Source organism: Asanoa sp. NPDC049475 (assembly GCF_040676915.1).
Taxonomy (GTDB): Bacteria; Actinomycetota; Actinomycetes; order Mycobacteriales; family Micromonosporaceae; genus Asanoa.
The window spans coordinates 261441-278056 of the sequence record NZ_JBFAPY010000005.1; the positions used below are offsets into that span (position 1 = coordinate 261441).

Sequence of the window (16616 nt, forward strand, 5' to 3'; positions counted from 1 at the left end):
AAGGTCCCTCAGATCGGGCGCGACGCCTCTGCCGGCCGGCGCGGGCGCGGATCGATGCTGAGGAAGAAGCGGAGGTGCGCGATGCCGATCGAGCCGATGGGTCCCGTGGTGGTAGGGGTGGACGGGTCGCCGGCAGGGTCCGCCGCCCTGGAGCTCGCGCTGGCGGAAGCCAACGCGCGCACGTCGCCGGTCGTGGTCGTCCACGCGGTGGAGGAGGGCGAGACCGCGGAGTCCGGCGCCCGGGTGACCACGCTCGCGCTGTCACGTGCGCGATCCACCTGTCCTGAGGTGTCCTCGTCCGCCGTCGTCGGTGCCGGCGACCCGGACGCGCTGCTGCTCGCGCGGTCGCGCGGAAGCAGCCTGCTCGTCGTCGGTCACAACAGTGGCTGCGCCCAGGGACGCGTGCGGCGCGAGTCGATCGCCCACCGCGTCATCGGTCGGGCGGGCGTCCCGGTGATCCTGCACCGCCGGGTGGAGGCCACCGGCTCGCCCCATCGTCCGGTGCTGGTCGCGGTGGGCGGCGAACCCGGCGACGACGTCCTTCTCGAGTTCGCGTTCACGGAGGCGGCGATGTGGGGTGCACCGTTGCTGGCCATCACCGTGTGGCCGGGCACGGCACATCGCGACCGCGACCCGTCGCGCCGGCGCTTCGCGGAAGGACGCGACGCCGCGGACCGCGCTCTGGCCGACGCACTTCGGATCTGGTCCGAGAAGTACCCGGAGGTGCCTGTGCGCAGGGCAGTGCGCCATGGCCTGGACGTGCCCATGGCCGTCACAGCCGCCTCGCGCTCGGCCCGGCTCGTAGTGGTCGGCACCGCCGTGCGGGCTGGGCAGCGCTCGAGCCTCTCGCTGGCCCAGATCCTGACGCACCGTGCCGGCTGCCCGGTCGCCGTCATCCCTACGCGGTAGGCGAGCCGACCACCCGCCCCTGCCCACTTCGGCTCTTGACGGGAAGGCCGGCGGGGCAGGGCACTTCGGCGGCGGCAGATGACTTTCTCCTCTGCCCGCACGCCAGGTCGTCGTGGTGGTCTGGACGTGGAACATCGACGAGAGGAGGGGTCAGGATGAGTACCGCGACGTTGCGGGCGCGCAGCCTGTTCCCAATGGAGTGGCCGACGCTCACCTGGCTGCCGCTGACCGGACAGCCCATCCGCATCGAGGAGTTTCTCGACGCCGACGACTACGTGGTCCGGGCGGAGCTGCCAGGCGTGGACCCGAAGAAGGACATCCACGTGACGGTGGTGGACGGCGGCTTGAGCATCAAGGTGGAACGCAAGCAGGAGCAGCGGACCGAGGAAGGCAAGGTCGTGCACTCCGAGTTCCACTACGGCTCGCTCTACCGGCACATCCCGCTGCCCGCGGGGACGCGCGGAGACAAGGTCACGGCGACCTACGAGGCCGGCATCCTCGAGGTGCGGGTCCTCGTCGGAGAGACACCGCCGAAGACTCGCGAGATCCCGGTCGTCGTCGGCAACGGCAAGCCGGCGGTCGCCAAGAAGAGCTGACCACGTGAGTTCCGGCGCCTGACCTTCGCGGTCGGGCGCCGTCGCGTGTAGACGCGCGGACAAGCGACTTCCGGCCCTCGACGAGGGGCCTAACGACGCTTCCCGGGTGACCCTCCCTCGCGCCAGGCTGGAGGTGGTCGAGAGGAGGATCCGATGTCGACCAACGTGACGCCGCGCCCTGACGCCGAGCTGCGGGAGGCGGCCGTCAACCAGCTCCGCAAGAAACGTGGGCTGCAGGCGCACATTCTCGCCTACGTGATGGTGAACCTGCTGCTGAACGCTCTGTGGGTGCTCATCATGCCCGGCGGTTTCTACTGGCCGCTCTTCCCGATGCTCGGCTGGGGAATCGGCCTCGTCTTCAACATCTGGGACGTCTACGCTCCGGCGCCGACCGACCAGCAAATCGAGCGGGAGATGCGGCGGTTGTCGCGGCGGTGGAGAGGGGACCAGGAATGAGACAGTGGACCGTCCAGGACGTCATGACGCGAGATGTCGTATCAGTCGCTCCCGACGCCTCATATCGCGAGGTGGTCAACGCGCTCGTGGACAGCGGCGTGAGCGCGGCACCTGTCGTCGACTCCGCCGGCCGCGTCGTCGGGGTGGTGTCGGAGGCTGACCTTCTCCACAAGGTGGAGGCGGTCGGTGACGAGCAACACCGCAGACTCTTCGCGGGCCGGCGACGCGCGGTCGCGCCGTCGAACGGCGCCGTCGCGGCGGACCTGATGACCGCACCGGCAGTGGTCATCGAGCCCGGGGCCTCGATCGTCGCGGCGGCTCGGCGGCTGGAGTCCGAACGCATCAAGCGGATGCCGGTCGTGGATGCGCAACGCCGTCTCGTCGGCATCGTGTCACGCCGTGACCTGCTGTGGATACACACCCGTACGGATGCGGACATCCGTTCCGAGATCGCTAACTTCGTTTTGCTCCGCACCCTGTGGATCGACCCCGCGACGGTCGAGGTCGACGTGAGCGACGGAGTCGTGTCGCTGACGGGCAGGGTCGAGAGTCGCAGTCTGGCAGGCCTGGTAGGCAACCTCGTATCCAAGGTCGCGGGCGTGGTCGAGGTGGTCGACCGGCTCACCTGGGATCAGGACGACTCACGTGTGGTCCACTCTCCGGGCTACTCGTTCGGAACACCCGAGCACCTGATGCGGCCTTCCGCGAACTGACGTGCGAGCACACAGACGGGTGCGACGGCCGAACCGGCCGTCGCACCCAGGTGTGTGGTCCCGTCACGCCGCCGGTCTCGGTGCGCGGTAGGGCGACCGGATGCCGGCCCGGCGGAGGATGTCCGCGACCTCGTCGTCGGTCGTGGGCGGGTAGTCCCGGTACCAACGGCTGATAGCCGGCACCCACGGCACGATGTCGACATAGACGGTCTCGTCGATTTCGCCATCGAGGCTGGCCACGGCGTCGGAGGCCGCGACCGGCACGGCGAACACCACGCGCTGTGCGCCGCGGGCACGGGCCACCCGGGCGGCGGCCCGCCCCGAGACGCCCGTCGCCATGCCGTCGTCGACCAGCAGCACCGTTCGCCGAGTGCACGTGACCGGTGCCCGGCCGGAGCGGATGGCCCGTGCGCGCCGGTCGATCTCCGCATCGAGACCTGCCGTGAGATCGAGGAGGTCGCCTTCCGCGATGCCGGCACATCGGAGCGCCGTGTCGTCGAACACCGCGACTCCGCCTTCGGCCACGGCGCCGAGGGTGACACAGGAACCGAACGGATCCCGAACCCGCCCGGTGACGACGACATCCAACGGCATGCCCAGCGCCCGGGCCACCTCGAATGCCACCGGAACGCCACCGCGGACCACTCCGAGCACGACCGCGTCGCAACCACGTAGGTGGGTGAGCCGGCTGGCGAGCCGGCGCCCCGCGTCGGCGCGATCCTCGAAGGCCATCAAACCGTCACTTCCTTCCGCGGGCAGATATCGCAGCGCCCCTTGCCTGGAGCCGCGGTCTCACGACCTCTACCCGATGTCCACCGTCGGCCGGGTGTCGTCGGTCGGCCTCTCGTGTCGCGTGTGGGCCGGCCGCCGCCGCCGGTACCGCTGGAACCGTAGGTTCGGCGGGAGGGGTGGCGACCGGGCTCGCCGCGGGACCGCCCGGCGTGGCGGTCGCCGGCGGAGACGACGCGCTCGACGGCGAGGGTGCCGCGCCCGAGAGGAGTCCGTACCGGATGCTGACCCCTGTCGTGCGAGAGGTCCGAAGCTGGTAGAAGGCGCCGTCCGGGCCGGCCCGATACTCGGTCACCGGCGGGTCTCCCCAGGCCGCGCCACGTAGGTGCAACCGGACCGGCGCACCCACGGCGGTCAGGCGCAGCACGAGCTGTTCGGACCGCCAGGCCGGCGTGGATTGGAACACGTCCAGCGGAAGCACGACGTCGTTGCCGATGGTGGAAGGAAGAGCGCCCGCGGGTGTCCCCATGTCGGTCTTGCCGGTGATCCGCCAGGCCCGCACCGAGTCGGTGGCGGATGCGGTGCCCGGAATCGCGGCGAACGCGAGAATCGCCGCAGCGACCGCGGCCGAGTGGCATCTGCCCAGTATCGGCGACATGGGGACGACCTCCCTCGCGCGGGCGGCCGTGCGACCGGAACGCCCTGTCTCGTCCCGGGTGGACATCGGGCGGGCGTCCGCTCGTACCAACATCCCACGCGCGGTTACGTCCGGGGAGAGCCGATGGTCCCGACCCGGAATGCCGATGGACCTTCGCGCAACAAGCGCCGCTGTCCGCCGTACCGGCCGGGTGTCGGCACCGGGCGGGACTTTGGCCTCTGCCACGGCCGAGCGACTCGTTGGAGGCTGACGGAGAGAGAACGAGGAGGGATCAGCGTGACGCGCATCAAGACGTGGACGGTGGCCATCGACATCACCGAGCACGACGACGAACGGCTGACGAACGCCGAGGCGCGGTTGCACACCTCGGACGCCACTGACCTGCGCGGGCGGGGGCAGGCTCGCCGGAACCCGGCGGACGGCGAGGTCCCGGAAATCGGCGACGAGCTCGCCGCCGCGCGAGCCCTGTCCGACCTCGCGCACCAACTGCTCGAGGCGGCGGCCGGCGACATCCAGCAGATGGCGCACAGGCCCGGGGCACTCGAGGGAGGACGGCGATGAGAGCGTGGCAGGTGGGCGACGTCATGACGAAGGACGTCGCGGCGGTCGGCGACGATGCTACGTACCGGCAGGTGGTCGATCTGATGGCCACGCGACGCGTCAGCGCGGTGCCGGTGGTGGACAAGCATCGTGGCGTGATCGGGGTCATCTCCGAGGCCGACCTTCTTCACAAGATCGAGTTGATCGGTGAGCCTCACGAGCGTCGCGTCTTCGAGAGCCGGCGTCGGCACGATGCCCGCGTCAAGGCCGACGCGACCGACGCGGGCGACCTGATGACCACGCCAGCGGTGACGACCTCCGTCTCGACCACGCTGGTGGAAGCGGCGAGGATCATGCATCGCCAGCGCATCAAGCGCTTGCCGGTCACAGACCACCTCGGCCGGCTGGTCGGCATCGTTTCCCGTGGCGACCTCCTCAAGGTTCACCTTCGCCCCGACGACGACATCCGGCGCGACGTCCTCGACGGTGTCTTCAAGCGTGTGCTGAACATCGATGAGCACACAGTGGACGTCACCGTCACCGACGGCGTCGTCTCCTTGTCGGGACGCCTGGACCGGCACAGCTCGGCGCAGATCTCGGCCCACCTCGCCGCCCAGGTCAGCGGAGTCGTGCGCGTGGACGACGGGCTGACCTTCGAGTTCGACGACCTCAACCCGGCCTACCTGAAGCCCGGACTGGGCAACCCAACCGGCCTCCTCTGACGGGCGGGTCGTCCCGATCTTCGTAGGAAGGTGAAGGAGATGCCCGGTCACGGACTCGGGTTCGGATATCTGTACGTGCTCGGCTTGATGATCATCACCGTGCTGGCTGTGGTCGTCGCGTTGCTCCGGCCCAAACCTGGTGGCGACGAGGACACCAGCGCCCGTCGCGTCCTCGCTGACCGGCTCGCTCGCGGTGAGATCAGCGAGGACGACTACCGACGTCTCGTGGAGCTTCTGCGGCCCGAGCACCCGAGGCGATGATGGACGCTCGGACGATCCTGGTCGAGGAGGCGGTCTATCCGGACCGCTTTCGACTCCTGGCCGAGCTGCCGGGCATCGACCCGGTCCACGACCTGCGGGTGACGTGCGACGGAAGCGAGTTGCGACTCGACGCGACGCGCGATCCGCCGACAACCGCCGCCCGCGGCCAGAGCGAGCTTTGGTACGGGCGCCGCGTACGCGTCGTCGCCGTTCCGTGGGACGTGCGTTGCGGCACGATGACGGCCCGCTACGCCGACGGCCTGCTGGAGGTGACCGCCGACCGCGGAGCGCCCGAGCCCCGCCGTTCGGCGTTCCAGGTGCCGATCTTCACGGCTGTGAGACCGGAGAGACGAGCGAAGAGCTGAGGGAGGCCGTTGGGATGAGACAATGGACGGTGGCGGACGTCATGACCCGTGACGTCGTGGCGGTGCCGCCGCAGGCCACGTACCGGCAGATCGTCGATCTCGTTGTCGACCGCGCGGTCAGCGCCGTGCCTGTCGTCGACGAGCTCGGTCGGGTGCTCGGTGTGGTCTCCGAGGCGGACCTTTTGCACGAACTGGAGAGGGCGGCCGCGCGCCGATCGCCACGTGCCGGTTGGCAGGCGCGGTTGTCGGCGGCGAAAGCCGACGGCGGCACAGCCGCCGAGCTGATGACCGCGCCCGCGGTGACGGTCGGCCCCGCGGACCGGATCACCGACGCCGCTCGCCGGTTGGAGGCGCGTCGCGTCAAGCGGATGCCGGTCGTGGACGTCCAGGGCAGGCTCCTGGGCATCGTGTCTCGGCGTGACCTGCTTCGGTTGCACACCCGCCCGGACGCGGACATCCGCGTCGACATCGTGGACAACGTCCTGCGCCGTGACCTCTGCGTGGACCCGCTCTCCGTCGAGGTCGACGTCATCGATGGCGTCGTGACCGAGACCGGCAAACTGGAGAGTCGCAGCGTCGCCCGCCTCGCGGTCGCGTTGACCCGTGAGGTGGCCGGGGTCGTCGACGTCGTCGACCGGCTGACGTGGGAACACGACGACCTTCGGCGTCCGCGCACGCACGGGTACGCCTACGACGACCGCGTCCCCACCCGGTCGAGCCTGCGGCCCGACGTCCCGGACCGGTAGTCGCCTCGGACCGGGGCTTTGGACTCCTGCCGTACGGCCCGGCAAACTGGGCCGCCCGCTCCTGTCGCCAGCAAACGTCAGCAGACATCCTGGACGGGAGACATGGGCTGGTAGACATACGGCAACTGCCCGAACAGGGTGGGGCGGTCCGAGGGATGTCCCCGCGCCTACATGCGAGGTTCGACTCCTCGCCCGGCCCCGACGGGGTGCCCGTTGCTGCGCGTGCTGGAGCGGGCACTCCCATCCACGCGTCCAGGCGAGGTCCAAGCTCCCAGCCGGCGGTGACCTACGGCCCTGTCGATGGAACTCGGACCGGCGTCTGATGGAGGAAGACGAGCACCAGGAGGGCGGAGCGATGCGACTGACGCAGCGAGACGTGAGAGCTACGGCCCTGACGGCTTTGGCGGTGGCCTACTACGTCGCCTTCGTCCGGGGAGTCGACATGGCGGCGCTATCCGACGTGCATGTCGTCGCGGCGTGCGTCTTCGCGTTGGGACTGGCCGAGGGCTTCGCCGGCGGCGACCTGTTCCGGGTAGGAGACTCGGGCTCCATGGACCGCGGCCTTCTCGTCGAGAGCATGCTCGCGACGGTGGCGATGCTCGCCGCGACCGGCGCGCTGTTGACCGGCAGCGAGGTCCTGCTCGCCATGCTCGTCAGCGACATCGTGCTCCTCTGGGCGGCCGGCACCGTCCGGCACCTGGCTCTGCCCCGACCGGCCGCGCGCGCGGTCCGCCGGGAGGACGTGATGTACCGCGCTCCTGACGGTCGGCGCGCCGCAGCGGCCCGTGGACGATCGACGCTTCGGGGAAGGTGACATCGATGCTGCTCGTCCTGTTCCTGGTCATGGTGTCGATCGCCGCATATGCGTACGCGATACGGCCGGCGGCGAAGTCGCCGCCGAAGAGCGGCCAGCCCGCGAAGGCAACCCGCGACGCCGGCTCCGCCACGACGGTTCCGGAGACCCTGGAAGGCGCGTTGGTCGCGCAGCTCGCGACGAGTGAGATCACGCAACGCCAGTACATCCGCGCGATGGAGAGCCTGGCCGCGCGCGACGAGGTCCGCCGCCCTCTCACCGTTCCGCCCGAGGACGACTCGATCGCCTGACCGTCAACGGTCCTTGGGCCGTCGCCGTGGGCGGCTACGTCGCCGTCCGGACCACCCTGGGGCCCGCTGGCCTCGAACGCCGCCAGCGTCGTGCTGACCCTCGCGACGGCTGTTCCCGCTGCGGTGTGAGTTGGCACCGGCACGCAGGATACCGAACCCATCTCCATCTTTGTGCTGGCGCTGTGACCAACCAGCACAGCCATTAGGGCCGATCGGCCCTACACGACGCGGTGGAGATCGCCATTTGCTGGGAGGACGGCGGGCGGCGACATCGAGACGCCCACGAGGTCGTCGATGCCTGGAAGGGCTTTCTACCAGAAGCGCCGCACGGAAAGGAGGACCCGGTGACGTTCGGACCTCAGGTTTTCGAAGACCGCGGCGACGCCGGTGGGCAGCTAGCTTCCATGCTGTCCCATCTGCTTGGCCGTGATGTCGTGGTATTGGGCCTCCCACGAGGAGGTGTGCCGGTGGCATCTCGGGTCGCCGAGCTGCTACGCGCGCCGCTGGACGTGATCGTCGTTCGCAAGCTGGGCGTTCCCGCTCAGCCGGAACTCGCGATGGGTGCTCTCGGCGAAGGAGGCGTGCGCGTCCTGCACGAGGATGTGATCCGCCACGCGCGTGTCGACGCCGAAGAGTTGGCGATCGTTGAAGCGGCCGAGCGCGCGGCTCTCACGAAGCGTGCGAACAAGCTGCGCGGGGAGTGGGCTCCGATCGACTTGACCGGACGCACGGCGATCATCGTCGATGATGGGATCGCGACCGGTTCTACCGCGCGCGCTGCCTGCGAGGTGGCCCGCGCCCGCGGCGCCAGTCGGGTTGTCCTCGCGGTCCCGGTGGCACCGGCCGATGTCGTCGCGACGCTGCGCCGCGACGCTGACGACGTGGTCTGCGTCCACGCGCCAGACTTCATCTCCTCCGTCGGCCAGTGGTACAAGGACTTCTCGCCCACGGTTGACGACGAGGTTCGCGAACTGCTTGCGCGCGCGCCGTACCGGACGCCGAGCGCGCCGTCAGGTCGAAGCGATGTTGCTGACCGCGACGAGGAGGTGGCGATCGAGCTCCGGAGCTTGCACCTGACCGGGCATCTGACGGTGCCCACGGGCGCGCGTGGGCTCGTGGTGTTCGTCCACGGCAGCGGCAGCAGCCGCCATAGTCCACGCAACCGGTACGTAGCCTCCACCCTGAACCACGCGGGCCTGGGCACCCTGCTGTTCGACCTGCTCACGCCTGAGGAGGCCCGCGCGCGGGTCAACGTGTTCGACATCGCGTTGCTTGCCGGCCGACTCAGCGACGTCACCGCCTGGGTGCGTGATCAGCCCTGGGGCCACAAGCTGGGCACCGGGTTCTTCGGCGCGAGCACCGGCGCTGGCGCCGCGTTGTGGGCAGCGGCCGAGCCCCACGCCGACGTGGCCGCGATCGTCTCCCGCGGCGGCCGTCCGGACCTGGCAGGGCCACGGCTACGCGCCGTCTCCGCTCCCACGCTCCTCATCGTCGGTGGCCTGGACACCGCGGTCCTCGCCCTCAACCAAGCCGCACAAGCCGAACTGAGGTGTGCCAACGACATCGTCGTCGTACCCGGCGCGACGCACCTCTTCGAAGAGCCCGGCACTCTGACCACCGCCGCCTGTCACGCAAGAGACTGGTTCACCCGCTATCTGGACCACCAGCCGACCAGCACCGTTTGACCCTGCCAGGTGCCACCGACGCCGCTGCGTGCCTGCGGGAGGCGTCCGCGGTCGCCGCCCGATTAGGGCCGATCGGCCCTACCCGGGGCGCCTGGATTGACGTTGGCTGAAAGATGTCGGGGTGCCGGCAATCGGGCATTCACGGGGGCACGATCCTATGCGAAAGACCGTAGCCGTCGGCGTCGACGGCTCCGAAGAAAGCTTGGGTGCCGCGCGCTACGCGGCGGCGATGGCGCGACGACGCCGAGACTCGCTCACCCTGACGCATGGCTTCCTCTACCCGACGGGGTACGCATCGCTGGGCTTCGCGCCGTTCGCGCCGGCGCTGCCAACCGAACCGAGGGCCGACAGCCAGGCGCTGATGGACGAGGTGGCCGCCATCGTCAAGGGGGAGTACCCGGACATCGAGCTCCACACCGCGCAAGCTGCGGAGAGCGGCCAGCTGGCCTTGATCGAGCAATCTCGTACAGCCGACGTCGTCGTCCTCGGGCACCGCGGCCTCGGCGGCTTCCCTGAACTGCTGCTCGGGTCGGTTGCCGCACAGGTCGTCGCGTACGCGCACAGCCCGGTGGTCGTTTTCCGTCCGAGTGAGACGAACGCGGTGGACGCGCCGATCGTCGTTGGCGTAGACGGGTCACCCGAATCCGCGTTGGCGTTGGCGTTCGCGTGCGAAGAGGCGGCCGAGCGCCACGTCTCGTTGCAGGCAATCCACGTCTATCGGGACACGGGCGAAGGATCAGCCGGTCCGGAGGCGTTCCTCTCCGCGGCGCTCCGGCCGTCGGTTGCCACGTATCCGCAGCTCGATATTCGTCGAGAGACCAGACCGGTCCTCTTCCTCGAGGACACGGCACTTCGATTCCGCGTCCGCCCAGCCGACAACGCCGAGGCCGTTTTCGTCGACGCCTCCCGCCACGCGTCCCTGGTCGTAGTTGGTTCCCGCGGTCGCGGCGGCATGACCGGGCTGCTGCTCGGCTCGGTGAGCCAGGCCCTGGTGCACTGCGCCCACAGCCCGGTCGCGGTCATCCACAGCCACACGGATTCTCCTTCGCACGAGTAATCGCTGTTCAGAGCCCCGGGTCCCGGCTGCGACGTAGCGTGATCAGGTCCGGGCAGATATGACGTAGGGAAGTCGGATGGTCGAGCCGTTGGAGGTATTCGTCGCCCTTCAGCAGCGGTTGCAGCGACCGGGCACCTCAGTGCTGGACCAGCTTCGCGAGGTCCGGTCATCGCGTGGCGCCGTCAGTGCCGACGACCTGGTGCGGCTGGCCGACGGGCTGAGCTGGCCGGTCGCCACGGTGACCGGAACCGCCTCCTCACGGAAGTGGGGCGATCGTCGCCATCGGCGAGCCGCCACCGCCGATTCCGTATCAGAGCATGGTGGACCCGCCGGTCGTCCTGGCGGGCTTGCTCGGTGCTGAGGGCGCGTGGCAGGTCTGGCCGGGGTGTTGGCGTCCAGCTCGCCGGGGGAGTTGATCGGTGAGATCGCGATGTCGGGTTTGCGGGGACGGGGTGGGTCCGGCTTCGCGGTGGCTGAGAAGTGGTCGATGGCGAGCCGGCAACCCGGGCCACGCTATGTGGTCGCCAACGGCGACGAGGGCGACCCCCGGGTCGTACTGCGATCGACTGCTGATGGAGCAGGACCCGCACCGCGTCCTGGAGGGCCTGGCGTTGGCCGCGTTCGCGGTCCGGGCGCGCCACGGGCTGGTCCTGGTCCGTTCGGAGTACCCGGCGGCCGTCAGCGGGATGCGGGCGGCGGTGCTCGCGGCTCGGGATGCGGGGCATCTGGGCCGGGATATCCACGGTTCGGGCGTCACCTCCGACGTGGAGGTCGTGGAGGGCGCCGGGTCCTACGTCGCCGGTGAGGAGACCGCGCTGATGCACGCCTTGGCGGGGTTACGCGGCGATGTTCGTCCCCGCCCGCCATACCCCACTACGGAGGGGAGAGGCGGGACGGGTGAGCATCGCGGCGCTTACGTCTGGTTCGACCGCCGCGACACCCGCTGTGGCCGCTGCGCGGACGCTTCTCGCCCGGGCAACTCGATGAGAGAGTGGCCCAACTGCCCGCGTCCCTTCGCGGGCTCATCGGCGGCGGCACCGACTCGAGCGAGACGGCGGACGGGTCCGGCGCCGACGATCAGCCGACACCGCAGCGGCTGCTCGCGGAGCTGAGCGGACGCGTTGACGTCGTGACCGCTGCGGTGTGCTGACGACGGGGTTCGCGGAGGAGCCAGCTGCGGGTGTCGACAAGGAACGCTGGTCGCGGGCGACCCGCCTGGCGGCCGAAATTCTGTCCAATGCGCCTGCGGTGTCGTCGCCGGCCGCGTTCAGGTAGCCGACGGCGGATGCATAGTGTCGAGGTCCCACGCTGAGCGGGCGGAATCAGCCCATCGCCGCCTCACGCACGATGGCCACCGGGCAGCGCGCATGGCGGATGAGTTCCTGCCCCACCGATCCAAGGACTGTGCCGCTCACGTTGCCGCGACCGCGGCTGCCCACCACGATCAGCCTGGCGTCGGCACTTGCCGCCACCAGGGAGCCCGCGGCACTACCCAACGGCACCTCCGTCGAGACTGGCACCTCGGGAAACTTGGCTTTCCAGTCAGCGACCAGGTCATCGAGCTCGACGTGGATGCTCCGTGCGATGGTCTCCAGATCCAGTCCCTGCGGCACGAACCGGGTCGACGGTGGTGCCCACGCCTCAATGACTCGCAACGGCGCCCGGTAGGTCGCGGCCTTCGCGAACGCGAACTCCAGCGCGACTTTGGCGCACGGGGACCCGTCGACGCCGACGACGACGTCGCCAGTGGGCTCACCGGCCCCGGCGTGCACGATGACCACCGGGCAGTGCGCGCGAGCGGAGACAGACACCGCGGTCGAACCGATCAGCAACTCCGCGAATCCTCCGCTGCCACGACAGCCGACCACGACCATCGCGGCTTCGATCGAGGCGTCCCGAAGACAAACCTGCGCGGGACCATCCATAACTTCAGTGCTCACCGCAACGTCGGGATGGGACGTGCGAGCATCGGCGGCGGCGTAGGCGAGCATGGCCTTGATGTCGGCGCGGGCCTCCGTGTCAGGCCACCTGCTCGGCCCTGGTGCGAACAAGCTCGGGCCGACGTACCAGTCGAAGGCATGTACGAGCTTGACCTGGAGTGACTCACGAGCGGCCTCGTCGAGCGCCCATCGCAACGCGGCCCGGGCATCGGATGAGGCGTCGTAACCGACAACGATCGGACGGACATCCATGGTCGTGCCTCCTCAAGCTGCTCCTGCCTGCCGTCAAGCCAACCGCGCCGCGGAGAAGCCGTTCAGGGCCATCGGTCCCGCCATCCGCGTGCCGCTCGGCCCTGCCAGACGGGTCGAGAGCCCAACCGCAGCGCTGTCCGACCGCCTCGGGCATGAGCCTGAACCGGGTCCGAGCTGCTTGAACTCACGATCAGGTCGATGGTGTCCTGATGAACAGGTTGAGCAGCTCACCGATGCTGCGGTCGGCTTCCGCGGGGTGTCGGAAGCGGCCGCTGGGGTTGACGGTGTACTGGTTGCGGCGCCCGATGCGTTCGCGCTGCAGGTAGCCGGCGGTTTCAAGGTCGGCGACGATCGCCTGCGCGGCGCGTTCGGTGATGCCGACGCCGTCAGCGACATCGCGCAGCCGGGCGGTGGGGTCGCGGGCGATCGCCAGCAGCACGTGGGCGTGGTTGGTCAGGAACGTCCATCCTTTGACTGCCGGTGCAGATGTGCCCTGAGGTGTCGGAGACACGTGATCACCATCCCTGCGGTCGAACCTGGTGCATGCCGCCGCCCTCAATCTACGCACACCAAGACACGAATACAGTCTCGCACTTATCCGCCGGGCTCACTTGACATACGAAGCATGCTTCGTGAATAGTTGTACATAGTTCGAGGGGGAGTACCCGACGATCAACGCGCCGCCGTCAGTACGGGCCCGGCCTATCCGGGCCTCGGCGGCGCGGTCGCCGATCCGGTGGCCGGGGAGACCTTCGTCCGACAGCGCCGGCCCGCCGCCGCGGGCTCGGCTGGACGAAGGGTGATCCCTTGTCTGTCTCCTGGTGGGTCTGGGCCCTCGTGTTGCTCGCGATCGCGGCGATGCTCGCAGTTGATCTGTTCCTGCACCGCGACAATCACGTCATCGGCTTCCGTGAGGCCGCGATCTGGTCCGGAGTCTGGATCGCTGCCGGTCTGCTGTTCGGTGTCATCCTGTGGATGGGGCAGGGCGGCGACATCGCCGGCACCTACTACGCCGGTTATCTCATCGAGAAGGCCCTGTCGATCGACAACGTCTTCGTGTTCGCGCTGATCTTCACGTACTTCGCCGTGCCCGCGTCGGTGCAACACAAGGTGCTGTTCTGGGGAGTCATCGGCGCGCTGCTGTTCCGGCTGGTCTTCATCTTCGTCGGCGCGGAGCTCCTGGAGACCTTCTTCTGGACCGCCTACGCGTTCGGCGCTTTCCTGATCTACACCGGCTACAAAATGGCGTTCCGGCACGACCAGCAGACTCCACCGGACCGCAACCTCGTCGTCCGCCTCGTCCGCCGTATCGTTCCCGTCGACGCCGACTTCCACGGCGACAAGTTCTTCACCCGCGTCGGCGGCAAACGCGTGGCCACCCTGCTGTTCGTCGTCCTCATCGCGGTCGAGGCTACCGACCTGATCTTCGCCATCGACTCCGTGGCGGCGGTCCTGGCGATCACCACCAGCACGTTCATCGTCTGGACCGCCAACGCGTTCGCCGTCCTCGGCCTGCGGAGCCTCTACTTCTGCCTCGCCGGGCTGCTACGCCGATTCGTGCACCTGCACTACGGCCTCGCCGTGCTCCTCGGCTTCGCCGGCGTCAAGCTGATCCTGTCCGAAACTGCCGTCGGCAAGCTTCCCATTCCGCTCACCCTTGGCGTCATCGTCGTGACGATCACGGTGTCGATCGTGTGGAGCCTGCGCAGCACGCGCGACGCCACACGTGGCGACCAGGTCGCCGAGGACGGCACCGTAGCCGGTCTCGTGGACGCCAGGGTTGCGCACCGCGCCGCTGACGGTGGACAGGAAGGTGCCCGGCTCAGCCCCACCACGAGCGCCGAGAACCGGGCACGAACAGGAAGTGATCGACGGTGGTGACGCCGAACTGCCACCGCGCGCGAGGTCGAGAGCATCCACAGCCAGGAGCCTGTCCGCCCGAGCGCTTCGGCTTCAGGGGCGCTGACCCTGTCACCCCAGGCCGCAAGGTCCCAACCGTGCACGGCGAGACGGCAGCGCTCCGGTCTGGACCCCACGCTCCGGCGAGACCGGGGAGTTTGTGGTCCCGGCCCCTGCCGGCCGTCGCCCTCGGAGGGTCATCGCAGGCATGACGCTCCTCGGGCAATGCCGACGGCGGACCGCGGGCCCCGGCCCGAACTGCTCGGATGAGATGGGCGGATCTGGCCCGTGGTGGATCAAGGGCCTGCTACGTTCAGCCGCAGGGCTCGGCGTCAAGGCCGGACGACCCTTGGCGCCATCGGGGGGATTCATGTCAACGGGGCAATATCTCAGCCATTACTACATGCCGTTCGATCCTGACATTCCAGAAGCGGATCGTCGCATGGCGGCGGAGGTCGCCGAGGACTACGACCGTCGGCAGCGCACCACCGCCGAGGCTCGCGGCGACAAGGTGACGGAGATCGTCGAGCGCGGGAACCGTCGGATCAGCGAACTGCTCGGCGAGGAGAACTGGCTGTCGCTGCGGCGGCGGATGCGCGGCGAGCGGACCAGGTTCCGCGATCTTCTTCAGCCTCCCAACGGGGTCAACGCTGATTACGAGGCACTCGACCAGCAGCGTCGCAAGAACGTCCAGGCCTACTTCGACAGTCTCAACGTCGACGAGACGCAGCTGCGGCGGATCATCGCCGAGACCAAGGCAGCGGCGCAGGAGGTGGCGCCCCGCACCGAGGCCGGTGACGGGCACGCGGCATGGCTGCACGACGCGCAGGGACCGACGACCACGGAGCAGCACGCCCCCGATTCGCCGCTCGTGTGGACAGCCCACCGTCCGCCGTTCGCGGCCACCCAGAGCGGCTTCGATCCGCACAACCTCGGTGGGTTCCGGGTCTCGCGGACGCAAGCCATCGACCGGTTCACCGGCCTGGTGAGTCACCAGATCATGCTGGACAACAACGACGCGGACGACTTCGACAACGGCTGGGCGGTCGCGGACGATCAGATCGGCTTCAACTACCGGGCGTCGGCGACGGGTGTGCTGGAGATCTTCATCGAGGCGCGGTGCGGCCTCGGCCGGCACGATCTGCGCGTACTCGACGAGTTCGGTGTTTCGGATTCGTCCACGACGCACGAGAACTTCCTGATGGCCCACGTCCTGCATCCGAACGTCACGGCGCCGTCGTTCGCGTTGATGTCACGGTTCAACTGGCAAACCGACTCGAGCGGGGTCATCTCCCGCGAGTTCCTGGCCCAGGGCGGCAACTTCACGGCGCGGCTGTTCAGCAACGGCCCCGTTCAGCAGGGCCAGACCGTGCACATCCGGGCCGGTACGCGTGGCAGCGACGGCTCGATCACGAACGACATGGAGATCAACAGCAAGTCGGACTTCAGGTGGGTCATCAACGCGGTGTGGGTCCGAACCGCACAGTGACGACCGGGGTTCCCGACGTCGCCGATCGCCGCGACGTCGACAGAACGCCGAACGGCGGCTCGACTGAACCAGTCGGGCCGCCGTTGGCAGAGCGTGGATCAGAGCGGACGGATGTTCTCCGCCTGCGGGCCCTTCTGGCCCTGGGTGATGTCGAACTCCACCTTCTGGTTCTCGTCGAGACTGCGGAAGCCGCTCGTCGAGATCGCGGAGAAGTGGGCGAAGACGTCGGCGCCGCCGTCGTCGGGGCTGATGAAGCCGAAGCCCTTGTCGGCGTTGAACCACTTCACGGTGCCTGTAGTCATGTCTGCTCCTTCGCAGGCTGTTGGAGACCGCACTGCGCGGACCCCTACGCCGCCGCGTTGATCACCTGCGTCGAAACGACACGAAAAACGAAAAGCGCCTTGATGGTTTCAAATACCCATCAGGCGCCGGAAACGTCTACGGAAATCAAAACTGCAACGGGACGAACATAGCACATCCGCCGCCGTCCTGCGC

At 69.0% G+C, this 16616-nt stretch carries 20 protein-coding genes and 2 pseudogenes; 18 read left to right on the plus strand and 4 right to left on the minus strand.

The genetic code is table 11. The features are described from left to right. Nucleotides 1–81: 81 nt before the first annotated feature. The 4 genes from AB0J88_RS21205 to AB0J88_RS21220 all read left to right on the plus strand — a co-directional run bounded on the left by AB0J88_RS21205 (nt 82) and on the right by AB0J88_RS21220 (nt 2674). Entirely contained in the window at nt 82–909 is an 828-nt protein-coding gene (locus AB0J88_RS21205; RefSeq protein ID WP_364353702.1) for a universal stress protein, read from the plus strand. 155 nt (nt 910–1064) lie between these two features. Then, a complete protein-coding gene (locus AB0J88_RS21210; RefSeq protein ID WP_364353705.1) occupies nt 1065–1505 on the plus strand; it encodes an Hsp20/alpha crystallin family protein in 441 nt (146 codons plus the stop codon). A 153-nt stretch (nt 1506–1658) separates the two neighbouring features. After that, on the plus strand, nt 1659–1961 hold the full coding sequence (locus tag AB0J88_RS21215; RefSeq protein ID WP_364353708.1) for a 2TM domain-containing protein: 303 nt from the start codon (nt 1659–1661) through the stop codon (nt 1959–1961). A gap of 23 nt (nt 1962–1984) precedes the next feature. After that, nucleotides 1985–2674, plus strand: a complete 690-nt coding sequence (locus tag AB0J88_RS21220) for a CBS domain-containing protein (RefSeq protein WP_364353923.1) — start codon at nt 1985–1987, stop codon at nt 2672–2674. Nucleotides 2675–2737: 63 nt separating this feature from the next. Here the strand turns inward: AB0J88_RS21220 and AB0J88_RS21225 are convergent, their stop codons facing one another. Then, nucleotides 2738–3406, minus strand: a complete 669-nt coding sequence (locus AB0J88_RS21225; RefSeq protein WP_364353711.1) for a phosphoribosyltransferase family protein — start codon at nt 3404–3406, stop codon at nt 2738–2740. A gap of 931 nt (nt 3407–4337) precedes the next feature. On the opposite strand from AB0J88_RS21225, the gene AB0J88_RS21230 reads away from it, so the two are divergent. The 12 genes and pseudogenes from AB0J88_RS21230 (at nt 4338) to AB0J88_RS21285 (ending at nt 11691) form a co-directional block, all read left to right on the plus strand. Beyond that, nucleotides 4338–4622, plus strand: a complete 285-nt coding sequence (locus AB0J88_RS21230) for a DUF1876 domain-containing protein (protein ID WP_364353714.1) — start codon at nt 4338–4340, stop codon at nt 4620–4622. A gap of 23 nt (nt 4623–4645) precedes the next feature. After that, entirely contained in the window at nt 4646–5323 is a 678-nt protein-coding gene (locus AB0J88_RS21235) for a CBS domain-containing protein (protein WP_364353717.1), read from the plus strand. 39 nt (nt 5324–5362) lie between these two features. Beyond that, nucleotides 5363–5584: an SHOCT domain-containing protein gene (locus AB0J88_RS21240; protein ID WP_364353720.1), complete on the plus strand. Its 222-nt coding sequence runs from the start codon at nt 5363–5365 to the stop codon at nt 5582–5584. Then, nucleotides 5581–5949: an Hsp20/alpha crystallin family protein gene (locus AB0J88_RS21245; protein ID WP_364353723.1), complete on the plus strand. Its 369-nt coding sequence runs from the start codon at nt 5581–5583 to the stop codon at nt 5947–5949. Before AB0J88_RS21240 ends, AB0J88_RS21245 begins: the two co-directional genes overlap by 4 nt. 14 nt (nt 5950–5963) lie before the next feature. Further along, nucleotides 5964–6695 (plus strand): CBS domain-containing protein, encoded by a 732-nt coding sequence (locus AB0J88_RS21250; protein ID WP_364353726.1) that lies wholly within the window; start codon nt 5964–5966, stop codon nt 6693–6695. Nucleotides 6696–7071: 376 nt separating this feature from the next. Then, nucleotides 7072–7509: a hypothetical protein gene (locus AB0J88_RS21255; RefSeq protein ID WP_364353729.1), complete on the plus strand. Its 438-nt coding sequence runs from the start codon at nt 7072–7074 to the stop codon at nt 7507–7509. 5 nt (nt 7510–7514) lie between these two features. After that, on the plus strand, nt 7515–7799 hold the full coding sequence (locus tag AB0J88_RS21260; protein ID WP_364353732.1) for a hypothetical protein: 285 nt from the start codon (nt 7515–7517) through the stop codon (nt 7797–7799). Between the two features lie 230 nt (nt 7800–8029). Then, complete coding sequence (locus AB0J88_RS21265) at nt 8030–9484, plus strand: phosphoribosyltransferase (protein ID WP_364353735.1); 1455 nt, start codon at nt 8030–8032, stop codon at nt 9482–9484. Nucleotides 9485–9641: 157 nt separating this feature from the next. Further along, nucleotides 9642–10541, plus strand: a complete 900-nt coding sequence (locus tag AB0J88_RS21270) for a universal stress protein (RefSeq protein WP_364353738.1) — start codon at nt 9642–9644, stop codon at nt 10539–10541. A 430-nt stretch (nt 10542–10971) separates the two neighbouring features. Then, nucleotides 10972–11067: pseudogene (locus tag AB0J88_RS21275) on the plus strand (hypothetical protein); the annotation flags it as partial. Next, nucleotides 11057–11395, plus strand: a pseudogene (locus AB0J88_RS21280) (NADH-quinone oxidoreductase subunit L); the annotation flags it as partial. The pseudogenes AB0J88_RS21275 and AB0J88_RS21280, both read left to right, overlap by 11 nt. A 137-nt stretch (nt 11396–11532) precedes the next feature. Beyond that, nucleotides 11533–11691 (plus strand): hypothetical protein, encoded by a 159-nt coding sequence (locus AB0J88_RS21285; RefSeq protein ID WP_364353938.1) that lies wholly within the window; start codon nt 11533–11535, stop codon nt 11689–11691. 172 nt (nt 11692–11863) lie between these two features. Here AB0J88_RS21285 and AB0J88_RS21290 read toward each other — a convergent pair whose 3' ends face one another. Together AB0J88_RS21290 and AB0J88_RS21295 are read right to left on the minus strand one after the other, a co-directional pair. Further along, on the minus strand, nt 11864–12733 hold the full coding sequence (locus AB0J88_RS21290; RefSeq protein ID WP_364353741.1) for a universal stress protein: 870 nt from the start codon (nt 12731–12733) through the stop codon (nt 11864–11866). Between the two features lie 190 nt (nt 12734–12923). Continuing rightward, on the minus strand, nt 12924–13244 hold the full coding sequence (locus tag AB0J88_RS21295; RefSeq protein WP_364353744.1) for a MarR family transcriptional regulator: 321 nt from the start codon (nt 13242–13244) through the stop codon (nt 12924–12926). A 296-nt stretch (nt 13245–13540) separates the two neighbouring features. Here AB0J88_RS21295 and AB0J88_RS21300 point away from each other — a divergent pair, with 296 nt between their 5' ends. Continuing rightward, nucleotides 13541–14614: a TerC family protein gene (locus tag AB0J88_RS21300; RefSeq protein WP_364353747.1), complete on the plus strand. Its 1074-nt coding sequence runs from the start codon at nt 13541–13543 to the stop codon at nt 14612–14614. A 460-nt stretch (nt 14615–15074) separates the two neighbouring features. Beyond that, a complete protein-coding gene (locus AB0J88_RS21305) occupies nt 15075–16121 on the plus strand; it encodes a hypothetical protein (protein WP_364353750.1) in 1047 nt (348 codons plus the stop codon). Nucleotides 16122–16219: 98 nt separating this feature from the next. Here the strand turns inward: AB0J88_RS21305 and AB0J88_RS21310 are convergent, their stop codons facing one another. Continuing rightward, the gene (locus AB0J88_RS21310) at nt 16220–16423 is read right to left on the minus strand and encodes a cold-shock protein (RefSeq protein ID WP_089298106.1); all 204 of its coding nucleotides are present in this window, start codon (nt 16421–16423) and stop codon (nt 16220–16222) included. Nucleotides 16424–16616: the final 193 nt, after the last annotated feature.